Below are 12,962 nucleotides of genomic sequence, written 5' to 3'. Positions count from 1 at the left end.
CATGCTGCCAGTACGGTGGTCGCGGACCGGAGGTGGGCATGCGGCGCAGCAGGGTGGTGGGGCTCTCCGCCGGCTGCGCCGCCGTGGCCGGCGCGGTGTGGCTGGCGCTGCCGCCGATGGGTTCGGACCTCTCCGCCCAGGTCGCCCGGGCCGACTTCTTCGCCGCGCACGGCACCTCCCTGGTCGACCTGCGCTGGTACGCCGGCATCCACCCGCTCGGCTACAGCCTGGTGACGCCGCCGCTGATGGCCACCCTCGGGGTGCGCGTCACCGGCGTGCTCGCCCTGGTCGCGGCGGCCACCGCGTTCGCGGCGCTGCTGGTGCGCACGCCGGTGCCCCGGCCCCTGCTCGGCAGCCTGGTCGGGGTGTTCACCATCACCGGCAACCTGGTCTCCGGGCGGGTCACCTACGCCCTCGGCGTGGCGTTCGGGCTGGCGGCGCTGCTGGCGCTGACCCTGCCGACGCACGGCCCGCCGGGCCGCCGCTGGGCCCGCCCCGTCCTGGTCGCGGCCGGCGCGCTGCTGGCCTCGGCGACCAGCCCCGTCGCCGGCCTCTTCGTCGGCCTGGCCGGCGCGGCGCTGCTGCTCACCCGCCGGTACGCCGACGGCGTGCTGCTCGGCGTCGCCGCCGCGCTGCCGCTGGGGGTGACCGGGCTGCTCTTCGGTGAGGGCGGCTGGATGAACATCAGCCGCACCGACACGTTACGGACGGTGCTGACCAGTCTGCTGGTGGCGGCGCTGGTGGCGTACCGGCCGGTGCGGGTGGGGGCGCTGCTGTCGGCGGCGGGGGTGCTGGCGGCGGCACTGGTGCACACCCCGGTCGGGTTGAACGCCACCCGGCTGGTGGTGATGTTCGCGCTGCCGGTGCTGGCCGCCGCCGCCCGCCCGCCTCGCCGGCCGACCGGGATGGCCCGGTGGGGTCGGGCGGCGGGTGGGGTGGCGCTCGCCGTGCTGCTGGCGGCGGTCTGCGCGTGGCAGCCGCCGGTCGTCGCCGCCGACCTGCGCAGCGTCGACGACCCGACCGCCGCCCGGTCGTTCTTCGCGCCGCTGCGGGCCGAGCTGGCCCGGCGCGGGCTCACCGGCCGGGTGGAGGTGCCGCCGACCCGCAACTACTGGGAGGCCGCCCAGCTCGGCGAGCTGCCACTGGCCCGGGGCTGGCTGCGGCAGGCGGACATCGCCCGCAACCCGCTCTTCTTCACCACCGTGCCGGGGGCCGCCGGCACCGGCGTGCCGCTGACCGCCGAGAGCTACCGGGCCTGGCTCGACGAGTTCGCCGTGCAGTACGTGGCGGTGCCCGACGCGCCGCTGTCCTGGGTCGGCCGGGCCGAGGCCGAGCTGGTCTCCGCCGGCCTGCCGTACCTGAGGGAGGTCTGGTCGGACGGGCGGTGGCGGCTCTACGCGGTGGCCGACCCGACGCCGATCGTGGGCGCTCCCGGCGAGTTCGTCGGGCAGGACGGGTCCTCGCTGACGTTCCACACGTCCGCCGCCGGCACGATCCCGGTCCGGGTGTGGCACACCCGCTGGCTGGCCGCCTCCGGTGGCGCCACCGTCGCCGCGGACGGGGACTGGACGACGGTCACCGTGCCGGGCGCCGGCACCTACACCCTGGGCGGGTGAGGGACCGCCGGCCGGCGGACCCGGCCGGGTGTCCCCGCCACGCCCTTTCGAGCTGATGTCGTAGACGATTCACGGCGGCGGCACCAGATCCGTAGGGCGAAAAGCCGGCTGAGTCGTCTGCGTCATCAGCTCCACAGGGCCGCACGGCCGGCCCGGCCAGGACGGGCCGGGCCGGTCAGCCGAGGTCGCGGCGTACCGGGGAGGGACGGGCGCGGACGTGCAGCCGCTCCCCCTGCGGCCCGAAGAGGCTGAGGATCTCCAGCGGGCTGTCGTACGGGTTGCCGAACCAGTGCGGCGTACGGGTGTCGAACTCGGCGACCTCCCCCGCCTCCAGGGTCAGCTCGTGGCTGCCGAGCAGCAGCCGGCACCGCCCGGAGAGCACGTAGAGCCACTCGTACCCCTCGTGCACCTGCTGCTCGGGCTCCCCCGGCCGCCCGCCGGGCGGGTAGATCATCTTGTAGGCCTGCACCCCGCCGGGACGGCGGGTCAGCGGCACGATGGTGACCCCGTTGCGGTCCACCGACCGGAGCCGGACCCGGGGGTCCCCGGTCTCCGGCGCGCCGACCAGGTCGTCGAGCGGCACCCGGTGGAACCGGGCCAGCGGGAGCAGCAGCTCCAGGGTGGGCCGTCGGCCGCCGGACTCAAGCCGGGACAGGGTGCTCACCGAGATGCCGGTGGCGGCGGAGAGCTGGGCCAGCGTCACGGCGCGCTGCTGGCGCAGGGCCCGCAGGCGGGGCCCGACCGCCGTCAGCACCTCGTCCGGGGCCGCGGTGTCGTCCGCCATCCGTTCGTTTGCCATCTCGGCAACGATACTTGTCAGCCCGGGAAGCAGCGCGGACGATCCGGGGCATGGGCGGGACGGACCCGCCCGGAGGGGGAACGAGGATGCGGGAGCACCGGATCTACGACGTGGTGGTGGTCGGCGGCGGCGCGGCGGGGCTCAGCGGCGCGCTCACCCTGGGCCGGTCCCGCCGGTCGGTGCTGGTGATCGACGGCGGGGCGCCGCGCAACGCCCCCGCCGGGCACGTGCACAACTACCTCACCAGCGAGGGCGTCGCCCCCGCCGACCTGTACGCGACGGGCCGGGTGGAGGTCGCCGGGTACGGCGTCGAGGTCGTCGACGGCACGGTCACCAAGGCGCACCGGGTCGAGGGGCCGCACGACCGGGCCCGGTTCGAGGTGGAACTGGCCGACGGAGAGCTGGTGCGGGCACGGCGGCTGCTGGTCACCACGGGGTTGGTCGACGAGCTGCCCGCGATCCCGGGGCTGGCCGAACGCTGGGGCCGGGACGTGCTGCACTGCCCGTACTGCCACGGCTGGGAGGTGCGGGACCAGGCCGTGGGCGTGCTGGCCACCGGGCCGATGACCACCCATCACGCGCTGCTGTTCCGTCAGCTCACCGACGACGTGGTGGTGTTCACGCACACCGGCCCGCCGCTGGCCCCCGAGCAGGCCGAGCAGCTCGCCGCCCGCGGCGTACGGGTGGTCGAGGGCGAGGTGACGGGGCTGGAGGTGACCGACGACCGGCTCACCGGCGTACGGCTGCGATCCGGGGAACTCGTCGCCCGGCAGGCGCTGGTGGTCGGGCCCCGGTTCGCCGCGCGGGCCGACCTGCTGGCCGGGCTCGGCCTGATGACCAGCGAGTTCGTCGTCGGCGGGCACGTCTTCGGCGACCACGTCGCCGCCGACGCCAGCGGGGCGACCCCGGTGCCGGGGGTCTGGGTGGCCGGCAACGTGACCGACCCGCAGGCCACCGTGATCGCCGCCGCGGCGGCGGGGGTGAAGGCCGGCGCGGCGCTCAACGCCGACCTGATCGCCGAGGAGACCGACCGGGCGGTCACCGCGCTGCGCGCCCGCACCGGCGCCGACACCGAGGCCGGGACCGGCGCGGACGGCGTCGCCGGGACCGGTGCGGACGTGGTGGACGCCGAGACGGCGCGGCACTGGGACGAGCTCTACCAGCGGCGGGAGCGGATCTGGAGCGGGCGGGCCAACCCGCATCTGGTCGACGTCGTCGATCCGCTGCCGGCGGGCACCGCGCTCGACCTCGGCTGCGGCGAGGGCGCCGACGCGATCTGGCTGGCCGGTCGGGGCTGGCGGGTGACCGCGGTGGACGTCTCCACCACCGCCCTGGACCGGGCGGCGGCCGAGGCGGCCACGGCCGGGGTGGCGACCCGGATCGACTTCCAGCGGCACGACCTGACCCGCACCTTCCCGGAGGGGTTGTTCGACCTGGTCTCCGCGCAGTTCCTCCAGTCGCCGCTGGAGTTCCCCCGGGCCGAGGTGCTCCGGGCGGCGGCGCGGGCGGTGGCGCCCGGGGGCCGGCTGCTGATCGTCGAGCACGGCGAGGTCCCGCCGTGGTCCCGACTGGCCCACCCGCACGTGCGCTTCGCCACCCCGGAGGAGACGCTGGCCGAACTCGACCTGGACCCGGACGGCTGGCGGACCGAGCGGTTGGACGCGCCCCGGCGCGAGGTCACCGACCCGGACGGGCAGCCGGCCACCCTGGTCGACCACCTGGTGCTGGTCCGCCGCCGCTGACGGCGCTCAGGCCTCCAGCACCCGTTCCATGGCCGCCCGGGACCGCCGGGCGGTGCGCAGGTACTCGTCGAGGAACTCGCCGGGGTCGTCGCGGCCGAGCAGCCGGACGACCCCGGCCAGCTCCACGCCGTGCCGGGGCAGTTGGTCGCCGGCGCGGCCCCGGACCAGCATGAGCGCGTTGCGGACCTGCGCGGCGAGCGTCCAGCCGGCGGCCATCCCGGCGGCGTCCGCCGGGTCGACCAGGCCGGCGTCCCGGGCCGCCGCCAGCGCGTCGAGGGTCCGGGTGCCCCGCAGTTGCGGATACGCCCCGGCGTGCCGGAGCTGGAGCAGCTGCACCGCCCACTCGACGTCGGCCAGGCCACCCCGCCCCAGCTTGGTGTGGGTGGCCGGGTCGGCGCCGCGGGGCAGCCGCTCGTTCTCCACCCGGGCCTTGATCCGGCGGATCTCCACCACCTGCTCGCGGCTCAGCCCGTCGGCCGGCCAGCGGACCGGGTCGATCAGCGCCTCGAACTCGGCGCCAAGGTCGGCGTCGCCGCAGACGAACCGGGCGCGCAGCAGCGCCTGCGCCTCCCACACCTTCGACCAGCGGGCGTAGTACTGCGCGTACGCGGCGAGGCTGCGCACCAGGGGGCCCTGCCGGCCCTCGGGGCGCAGGTCGGCGTCGACGCCGAGCGGCGGGTCGGGGGCGGGCACGCCGAGCAACCGGCGCAGCTCCTCGGCGATGCCGTGGGCGGCGTCGCTGGCCGCCCGCTCGTCCGCCCCGGCCGGCGGGTCGTAGACGAAGAGCACGTCGGCGTCGGAGAGGTAGTTCGACTCGTACCCGCCGAGTCGGCCCATGCCGATCACGGCGAACCGCAGTCCGCCGGGCCCCGGCTTGGCGGCCCGCGCGGTGCGCAGCGCGGCGGTGAGCGTGGCGTCGGTGACGTCGGAGAGCGCGGTGCCGACCCCGGTGACATCGGCCAGGGGCGCGGCGGCCGGCGAGCCCCGCTCCGGGCGTGGGGCGAGCCCGCCGGCCCGGCTCAGCAGGTCGGCGCAGGCGATCCGGACCAGCTCCCGCCGGCGCAGCGCGCGTACCGCCCGGATCGCCTGCTCCGGGTCGGGGTACCGGCCGGCGGCGGCGGCGAAGCCGTCGCAGAGCACCTCCCGGGTACGCGGCGTCAGCTCGCTCTCCTCCGCCAGCAGGCGCAGCGCCTCGGGCTCCCGGGCCAGCAGGTCGGCGGTGTACCGGGAGGAGGAGAGCACCCGGGCCAGCCGGCGGGCCACCGGGCCGGAGTCGCGCAGCAGCCGCAGGTACCAGGGGGTGCTGCCGAGCTTGTCGGAGACCTGGCGGTAGTTGAGCAGGCCGCGGTCCGGCTCGGGGGCGTCGGCGAACTCGCTGAGCAGCACCGGCAGCAGGGTGCGCTGGATGGCGGCGGTGCGGCTGACCCCGCCGGTGAGGGCCTGGAGGTGGCGCAGCGCCCCGGCGGGGTCGGCGAAGCCGAGGATCTCCAGCCGGTGCCGGGCCGCCTCCGGGGTGAGCCGCAGCCCGTCGGCGGGTACCCGCGCCACCGACTCCAGCAGCGGCCGGTAGAGCAGCTTGGCGTGCAGCCGGCGTACCTCGGTGGCGTGGGCGACCCACTCGGCGCGGAAGCTCTCCACGGCGCTGCGGCCCGGCGTGGCGGTGCAGCCGAGCGCGGCGGCGAGCCAGCGCAGCGCGGCCGGATCGGTCGGCACGGTGTGGGTCCGGCGCAGGCCCTGGAGCTGGAGCCGGTGCTCGACGGCGCGCAGGAAGCGGTACCCGCGCAGCAGCGCCTCGCCGTCGGCGCGGCCGACGTAGCCGCCGGTGACCAGCGCGCGCAGCGCCGGGATGGTGCCGGGCACCCGCAACGACTCGTCGCCGCGGCCGTGCACCAGTTGCAGCAGCTGGACGGCGAACTCGATGTCGCGCAGCCCGCCCGGCCCGCGCTTGATCTCGCGGTCCAGCTCCTTCGGCGGAATGTTGTCGATGATCCTGCGGCGCATGGCCCGGACGTCGGAGACCGCCTCGGGCCGCTCGGCGGCGGTCCAGACCAGCGGGGCGAGCGCCTCGATCCACTCCCGCGCCAGGGCCAGGTCGCCGGCGGCCGGCCGGGCCTTGAGCAGGGCCTGAAACTCCCAGGTCCGGGCCCAGCGCTGGTAGTAGGCCAGGTGGCTGGCGAGGGTGCGCACCAGCGGCCCCCGGTTGCCCTCCGGGCGCAGCGCGGCGTCCACCGGCCAGGCGACCAGCCCGCAGACGCCGATCAGCCGGGCGGCGACCGTGGTGGCGATGGTCAGGTCCGCGTCGTCGGCGGCCACGAAGATCACGTCGACGTCGGAGACGTAGTTCAGCTCGTCGCCGCCGCACTTGCCCATCGCGACCACCGCGAGCCGGGGCCGGGGCGTGCCCGCGGGCAGCTCGTCGACGGCGATCTCGTACGCCGCGGCCAGGGTCGCGTCGGCCAGCGCGGAGAGCGCGGTCATGGTCTGCTCCAGGCCGCGCCCGCCGGTGAGGTCGGCCGCCGCGATCCGCAGCAGCGCCAACCGGTACGCCTGCCGCAGCACCGCCACCGGCGCGGTGGCGGCGGTCAGCCGCCCGGCGGCGGCGAGGTCCAGCCGGCCGTCGGCGGTGGGCGCGAGCCCGTCCGGTGCGGTGGCCAGCACGGTCCACTGCTCGGGGTTGGCGACCAGGTGGTCGCCGAGCGCCGACGAGGCGCCGAGCACGGCGACCAGCCGGCGGCGCAGCCCCGGGTCGGCGTGCACCGCGTCGAGCAGCACGGGCGGGTCGACGGCCCGGCGCTCCGCCTCGACCAGCCGGTGCAGCTGGCGCAGGGCCAGGTCCGGGTCGGCGGCCCGGGCGAGCGCGGCCAGCAGCTCGGCGGCCGGCTCGTCGACCGGCTCCTGCTCCTCGACCCGCCACAGCCCGAGGCCGTCCGGGCCGAGCAGGTCGGCCGCGCGGGAGCCGCCGTCGGACTGCGCGGTGCCGAAGCCGTACCGGGCGAGCCGTCCCCTGGCCGGTCTGGTCATCTCACTGCCCGAGCAGCGGCAGGCTTCGCCGGGTGGGCTCGTCGCCCAGCTCGCCGAGGGCCAGCGCGGCGAAGCGGATCGCGAACGGCTGCCAGACCTCCTCCACGTCGGCCATCACCCGGTCGCAGGCGGCCACCACCAGCTCCGGGTCGTAGCCCAGCTCGGCCAGCAGGTCGGAGTCGCGGGCCCAGTCGGCGATCATCGCGGTGTCGCACTCGATGTGGAACTGCAAACCCCAGGCCCGGTCACCGAGGCGGAACGCCTGGTGCGGGTAGCGGGTCGAGGCGGCCAGCAGGGTGGCGCCCCGGGGCAGCTCGGTGATCTCGTCGGTGTGCCACTGGAGCACGTCCGGGATCAGCGGCACGTACCGGAACAGCGGGTCGGCGTCGGCGGCGTCCCGCTTGCCGACCACGCCGGGGCCGACCTCCGGGCCGGACGGGCTCCGCTCGACCAGGCCGGCGTGGGCGGTGGCCAGCAGCTGCCCGCCGAGGCAGACGCCGAGGGTCGGCACCCGGTACCGGACCGCCTTGCGCAGCAGCCCCTCCAGCGCCGGGAACCAGGGCGCGCCGGGGCTGCCGTCGGGCAGCGGATACGCCTGCTGCTCGCCGCCGAGCACCACCAGCGCGGCGTACCCCGCCAGGTCGGCGGGGAGCTCGTCGCCGGCGTGCGGGCGGAGCACCCGCAGGTCGAGGCCCCCCTCGGTCAGCCACTCCCCCAGCCGGCGGAGGTCGTCGGTCGGGTCATTCTCGATCACCAGCGCGGTCGCCACGGTGTCGAGGCTATCGGGTGCGCCGGCGCCGACCCGGAACGGCTCGGCCGCCCACCGCGCCGACTAGGCTCTGCCGCTGTGATCACCGACGAATGCCTGCGCCCGCCGGTCCTGCGCCCCGGTGACACGGTGATGCTCGTGTCGCCGTCCGGCCCGACCCGGCCCGAACGGGTGGCCCGGGGCGTCGAGCTGCTGACCGGTTGGGGGCTGCGCCCGGTGCTGGCGCCGAACGCGTACGCGCGGCGGGGCTACCTGGCCGGCGACGACGCGCTGCGCGCCGCCGACCTGAACACCGCCTTCGCCGACCCGGAGGTGCGCGGGGTGATCTGCACCCGGGGCGGTTACGGCGCGCAGCGGGTGGTCGACCTGATCGACATGGCCGCGGTACGGCGGGACCCGAAGGTGGTCGCCGGCTTCTCGGACATCACCGCGCTGCAGTTCGCGCTCTGGCGGGGCGCCCGGCTGGCCGGGGTGCACGGCCCCGGCGCGGCCTGGCTGGACGAGCGCCTCCCGCTGCGCTCGGCGGAATCGCTGCACGCCGCGCTGATGACCACCGAGCCGGTGACCGTCGCCGCCACGCCGGACGAGGAGACCTTCGCCGTCCGGGTGCCCGGCCGGGCGGCCGGTCCGCTGCTCGGCGGCAACCTCTGCCTGATCACCGCCTCCATCGGCACCCCGGACATGCCCGACCTGACCGGCGCGGTGCTGTTGATCGAGGAGGTGCAGGAGCCCCCGTACAAGGTCGACCGGATGCTGACCCACCTGCGCCGGGCGGGCGTGCTGGACGGCGTGGCCGGGGTGGCGGTCGGCCAGTTCACCGAGTGTGCCGACGGCTGGGACACCACGGTCACCGACGTGCTCACCGAGTGCCTGGGCGATCTCGGCGTCCCGGTCCTCGGCGGCCTACCAGTCGGCCACGGCGTCGGCCAGCTCACCGTCCCGGTCGGCACCCGCGCCACCCTCGACGCCGACGCCGGCACCCTCACCGTCTCCCCCGCCGTCCGCTGACCCACCCCGCCCCGATGCGGGGGTGGGATTTTCAGCTGGGTGACAGGGTCGGCACGGGTGCGGCCCAGGTTCGGTGGTCACTGTCGGTGAGGTCATCGCACCAACCACCGATCACTGGAGGACTGATGTCCCGCACGATGTCGAAGAAGCACCTGCTGGCCGGGCTCGCCGCCGCCGGAGTGCTCGGCGTGGGGATCGCCGCCCCCACGGTGGCCTTCGCCGAGGACGCCACCCCGTCGCCCAGCGCCAGCAGCAGCACCGACCAGGGCACCGACCGGCAGCAGCAGAAGGCCGACCGCCAGGGCGAGTTCGCCGAGGCGCTGGCCAAGGAGCTCGGCGTGCCCACCGAGAAGGTGACCGCCGCGCTGGAGAAGCTGCGCGAGCAGCGCAAGGCCGACCGCCCGGAGCGCCCCTCCGCCGAGGACCGGCAGGCGGCCCTCAAGGACCGGCTGGCCCAGGCGGTCAAGGACGGCAAGCTCACCCAGGAGCAGGCCGACGTCATCACCAAGGCCGCCGAGGCCGGCGTCTTCCCGGGCCCGGGCGGCCGTGGCCACCACGGCGGCGAGGGTATGACCGGCAGGTGACCCGGGTGGCCCCGCCGTGGCCCTCCCCCGGCCGTCGGTCTCCTCCCGGCCGGCCCACCCCCAGCGGCGGGGCCATCCCCGTACCCGATCCGACCGCGCGCCGGCCAACCCGGCCGGCGCGCGGCGGCCCTCCGGCCCGGCGGCGCTGCCGGGCCGGACGGGTCGGGCAACCTCAGCACCTGCCCGTCCGGGCGACCGTGCCGGGCGGGCAGGCGGCGGGCTCACGCCCCGGCGGGCGGCGGCGCGAAGACGCCGAAGTGGTTGCCGGCCGGGTCGAGCAGGTGGGCGAAGGTGAGGCCGTTGTCGTTCGACTTGAGCGGCACCAGCACCTTGCCGCCGGCCGCCTCGGCCCGCCGGCAGGTGTCGGCCACATCGGCCACCTGCACGTAGAACACCGCGTAGTTCGGGCCGGCCCCGCCGGTGGCCCGGATCGCGCCCTGGATCGACCCCTCCGGCCCCGGCTCCACCACCCGGTACGACGTCTCGGGGCTGCCCTGTTCGGTGAACGCCCAACCGAACACGTCGGCGTAGAACCGCCCGGTCTCCTCGGGCCGGTCGGTGCCGACCTCGAACCAGCTGACCGCGTTGGTGATCGTGGACATGTGTCGCCTCCCGTCGCAGGCCCGACCGGTCGGCCGGGCTCGTCAGGAGTCAGCCTCGGGGTCGTCCGCGACACCGTCCTGTCGGTGTTTCCCCGACGATTCGGCCCCGCAGCCGGACGCTCAGACCAGGCTCAGCGCGCGGACCCGCTCGTGCGGGATGTCCAGGTCGTCGAGGCGCAGCTCGCGGGTGACCACCTCGGGCAGCGCCGCCACCCCGAGGATCCGATCGGTGCGGAAGCAGCGCAGCCCGTCCCGCAGCCGGCACCAGGCGAGCAGGTACCAGTGTCGGGGGTTGCCGAGGTAGCCCAGCGGTTCGACCTCGCGTACCGACGCCGTGCCGGCGCCGTCGGCGTACCGCAGGCGCAGCACGCGCCGCGCGGAGACCGCGTCGGCGACGACGGCCGGGACGGGCGTGGCCGGCCCGTCGCCGATCAGGTGCACCCGGTCGGCGAGCCGGTGCGCCTCGGCCGCGTCGACGGCCGGCATGACCGCCAGCAGCTTACGCAGGGCGGTGGCGCCCGCCCCGGCGAACGGCGTGCCGCCGAGCCGGTGCAGCGCGACGGCCATCGCCACCGCCTCGGCGGCGGTGAGGTTGACCGGTGGCAGGGTGTGCGCCCGGTCGACCACGTAGCCGCCGGTGCGGCCGGGCTCGGCCCAGATCGGCACGCCGGAGCCCTGCAGGGCGCTGATGTCCCGCTCGATGGTGCGGGTGCTCACCTCGAAGCGCCCGGCCAGCCAGCGGGCGCTGCGCGGCCGGGGCGACACCGCCCGCAGCTCCTCCACCAGGGCGTAGAGGCGGTCGGTGCGATTCACCCCCGCAACCTAGGCCGGGGGTACGACAGCGACGCTCAGGCGGTGCGCTCAGGCGATGCAGGCGCAGACGATCAGCGCGGCGCCGAAGTGGGTGGCGGCGCTGACCCGGGCCGCAGGGTGCGGCTCGTCGGAGCAGATGATCTCGCCCAGCCGGCCCGGCGTCAGCAGGTCGAGCACGAAGAAGGCCAGCGCCATGATGGCCAGCCCGATCAGCCCGAAGATCACCGTGGAGGCGAGCCCCTTGGCGAAGTCGCTGTAACTGGTCAGGATCGCGGTGAAGACGATCCCGGCGATGCCGAGCTGGTTGGCGGCGAGCAGCAGCGCGGCGTTGCCGTTGCGGCGCACCCAGATCAGCTCGCGCAGCCTCCCCGGGGTCAACACGTCGACCAGTAGGAAGCCGGCCGCCATCAGGGCCACCCCGACGACCCCGAACACCACGCTCTGCCACGCCCCGCTGAGCAGATCCTCCAGCACCGACTGCCTCCCGGCCTCCTACGCCCGGCGAGGGTGCCGGCGCGGTGATCGAGACGATAGCGGCACCGCGCCACCGCGATCTAGAGCGACAGGTATCGCTGCCGCTCGTACGGGGTGACCTCGCGGCGGTACTGCTCCCACTCGGCGCGCTTGTTGCGCAGGAAGAAGTCGAAGACGTGCTCGCCGAGCACCTCGGCGATCAGCTCCGAGCCGGCCATCACGTCGATCGCCTCGGCGAGGTTCTCCGGCAGCGCCTCGTACCCCATGGCCCGCCGCTCGGCGCTGGTCAGCGACCAGACGTCGTCCTCGGCGCCCGGCGGCAGCTCGTAGCCCTCCTCGATGCCCTTGAGGCCGGCGCCGAGCAGCACCGCGAAGGCGAGGTACGGGTTCGTCGCCGAGTCCAGCGAGCGGACCTCCACCCGGGCCGAGTTCGGCTTGCCGTACGCGGGCACCCGGACCAGCGCCGAGCGGTTCAGGTGACCCCAGCAGACGTACGCCGGGCTCTCGGTGATCCGGTCCGGCAGCGCCAGCGGGAAGAGCCGCTTGTACGAGTTGACCCACTGGTTGGTGACCGCGGTGTACTCGCGGGCGTGCATCAGCAGGCCGGCGATGAACGACTTGGCCACCTTGGAGAGCTTCATCGGGTCGCCGGCGTCGTGGAACGCGTTGCGCTCCCCCTCGAACAGCGACAGGTGGGTGTGCATGCCGCTGCCGGGCTGGTCGGTGAAGGGCTTCGGCATGAAGCTGGCCTGCACGCCGGTGGAGAGCGCCACCTCCTTGACCACGTGCCGGAAGGTCATGATGTTGTCGGCGGTGGTCAGCGCGTCGGCGTAGCGCAGGTCGATCTCCTGCTGGCCGGGGGCCACCTCGTGGTGGCTGAACTCCACCGAGATGCCGATCCGTTCCAGGGCCAGCACGGCCTGGCGGCGGAAGTCCCGCGCCACGGCGTGCGTGGTGTGCTCGAAGTAGCCGCCGGTGTCCACGGGCACCGGCAGCGACCCGTCCATCGGCCCGTTCTCCAGCAGGAAGAACTCGATCTCCGGGTGGGTGTAGAAGGTGAAGCCCTTCTCGGCTGCCTTGGACAGCATCCGGCGCAGCACGTGCCGCGGGTCCGCCCAGGAGGGACCACCGTCGGGGAGCAGGATGTCGCAGAACATCCGGGCGCTCTCGCCGCTGACCCCGCCCTCGAACGGGAAGACCTGGAAGGTGGTCGGGTCCGGCATGGCGACCATGTCGGACTCGAAGACCCGGGCGAAGCCCTCGATCGCGGAGCCGTCGAACCCGATGCCCTCCTCGAAGGCGGCCTCCAGCTCGGCGGGGGCGACCGACACGCTCTTGAGCGTGCCGAGCACGTCGGTGAACCACAGCCGGACGAACCGGATGTCCCGCTCTTCCAGCGTACGGAGGACGAACTCCTGCTGACGGTCCACTTCCCCAACCCCTCGCGACACTCTTTGTCCGCCTTCGACCGGGCTGCGCCCGACCTGACCGCCCAGTCTCCCCGGGCCTCGTTACGCCGACGTTACGCGAAGCA

General features: G+C 75.5%; 11 protein-coding genes. 4 read left to right on the top strand and 7 right to left on the bottom strand.

Features of this window, described 5'->3' with window-relative positions; translation table 11 throughout:
• Positions 1-38 precede the first annotated feature (38 nt).
• Positions 39-1,616, top strand: coding sequence for a hypothetical protein (locus GA0074696_RS10905; protein WP_088960992.1), 1,578 nt, complete (start codon positions 39-41; stop codon positions 1,614-1,616).
• Positions 1,617-1,791: 175 nt separating this feature from the next.
• Here the strand turns inward: GA0074696_RS10905 and GA0074696_RS10900 are convergent, their stop codons facing one another.
• The gene (locus GA0074696_RS10900; protein WP_407940573.1) at positions 1,792-2,415 is read right to left on the bottom strand and encodes a helix-turn-helix domain-containing protein; all 624 of its coding nucleotides are present in this window, start codon (positions 2,413-2,415) and stop codon (positions 1,792-1,794) included.
• 86 nt (positions 2,416-2,501) lie between these two features.
• Here GA0074696_RS10900 and GA0074696_RS10895 point away from each other — a divergent pair, with 86 nt between their 5' ends.
• Positions 2,502-4,157, top strand: coding sequence for a methyltransferase domain-containing protein (locus GA0074696_RS10895; RefSeq protein WP_088960990.1), 1,656 nt, complete (start codon positions 2,502-2,504; stop codon positions 4,155-4,157).
• A gap of 6 nt (positions 4,158-4,163) precedes the next feature.
• On the opposite strand, the gene GA0074696_RS10890 is transcribed toward GA0074696_RS10895, so the two are convergent.
• Positions 4,164-7,178 carry a bifunctional [glutamine synthetase] adenylyltransferase/[glutamine synthetase]-adenylyl-L-tyrosine phosphorylase gene (locus GA0074696_RS10890; RefSeq protein WP_088960989.1) on the bottom strand — a complete coding sequence of 1,005 codons (3,015 nt, stop codon included), beginning with the start codon at positions 7,176-7,178 and terminating at the stop codon, positions 4,164-4,166.
• 1 nt (position 7,179) lies between these two features.
• Positions 7,180-7,947 (bottom strand): type 1 glutamine amidotransferase, encoded by a 768-nt coding sequence (locus GA0074696_RS10885; RefSeq protein ID WP_088960988.1) that lies wholly within the window; start codon positions 7,945-7,947, stop codon positions 7,180-7,182.
• A 78-nt stretch (positions 7,948-8,025) separates the two neighbouring features.
• On the opposite strand from GA0074696_RS10885, the gene GA0074696_RS10880 reads away from it, so the two are divergent.
• Positions 8,026-8,955, top strand: a complete 930-nt coding sequence (locus GA0074696_RS10880) for a S66 peptidase family protein (protein WP_088960987.1) — start codon at positions 8,026-8,028, stop codon at positions 8,953-8,955.
• 125 nt (positions 8,956-9,080) lie between these two features.
• Positions 9,081-9,539, top strand: a complete 459-nt coding sequence (locus GA0074696_RS10875) for a hypothetical protein (protein ID WP_088960986.1) — start codon at positions 9,081-9,083, stop codon at positions 9,537-9,539.
• A gap of 221 nt (positions 9,540-9,760) precedes the next feature.
• Here the strand turns inward: GA0074696_RS10875 and GA0074696_RS10870 are convergent, their stop codons facing one another.
• The 4 genes from GA0074696_RS10870 to glnA all read right to left on the bottom strand — a co-directional run bounded on the left by GA0074696_RS10870 (position 9,761) and on the right by glnA (position 12,858).
• On the bottom strand, positions 9,761-10,141 hold the full coding sequence (locus tag GA0074696_RS10870; protein WP_088960985.1) for a VOC family protein: 381 nt from the start codon (positions 10,139-10,141) through the stop codon (positions 9,761-9,763).
• Positions 10,142-10,261: 120 nt separating this feature from the next.
• Positions 10,262-10,954, bottom strand: coding sequence for a helix-turn-helix transcriptional regulator (locus GA0074696_RS10865; RefSeq protein ID WP_088960984.1), 693 nt, complete (start codon positions 10,952-10,954; stop codon positions 10,262-10,264).
• A 48-nt stretch (positions 10,955-11,002) separates the two neighbouring features.
• Positions 11,003-11,428, bottom strand: coding sequence for a DUF350 domain-containing protein (locus GA0074696_RS10860; protein ID WP_088960983.1), 426 nt, complete (start codon positions 11,426-11,428; stop codon positions 11,003-11,005).
• A gap of 80 nt (positions 11,429-11,508) precedes the next feature.
• A complete protein-coding gene (glnA, locus tag GA0074696_RS10855) occupies positions 11,509-12,858 on the bottom strand; it encodes a type I glutamate--ammonia ligase (RefSeq protein ID WP_088960982.1) in 1,350 nt (449 codons plus the stop codon).
• Between the last annotated feature and the right edge of the window lie 104 nt (positions 12,859-12,962).

Source organism: Micromonospora purpureochromogenes (assembly GCF_900091515.1).
Lineage (GTDB): Bacteria > Actinomycetota > Actinomycetes > Mycobacteriales > Micromonosporaceae > Micromonospora > Micromonospora purpureochromogenes.
Note: the sequence above shows the minus strand (reverse complement) of the source record. Positions and strands in the feature narration are given on the sequence as shown.

Bases quoted from the DNA above. Each gene is read 5' to 3' on its own strand.
- GA0074696_RS10890 (WP_088960989.1), bottom strand. From the start codon at position 7,178: ATGACCAGACCGGCCAGGGGACGGCTCGCCCGGTACGGCTTCGGCACC.
- GA0074696_RS10895 (WP_088960990.1), top strand. From the start codon at position 2,502: ATGCGGGAGCACCGGATCTACGACGTGGTGGTGGTCGGCGGCGGCGCG.
- GA0074696_RS10870 (WP_088960985.1), bottom strand. From the start codon at position 10,141: ATGTCCACGATCACCAACGCGGTCAGCTGGTTCGAGGTCGGCACCGAC.
- GA0074696_RS10875 (WP_088960986.1), top strand. From the start codon at position 9,081: ATGTCCCGCACGATGTCGAAGAAGCACCTGCTGGCCGGGCTCGCCGCC.
- GA0074696_RS10905 (WP_088960992.1), top strand. From the start codon at position 39: ATGCGGCGCAGCAGGGTGGTGGGGCTCTCCGCCGGCTGCGCCGCCGTG.
- GA0074696_RS10900 (WP_407940573.1), bottom strand. From the start codon at position 2,415: ATGGCAAACGAACGGATGGCGGACGACACCGCGGCCCCGGACGAGGTG.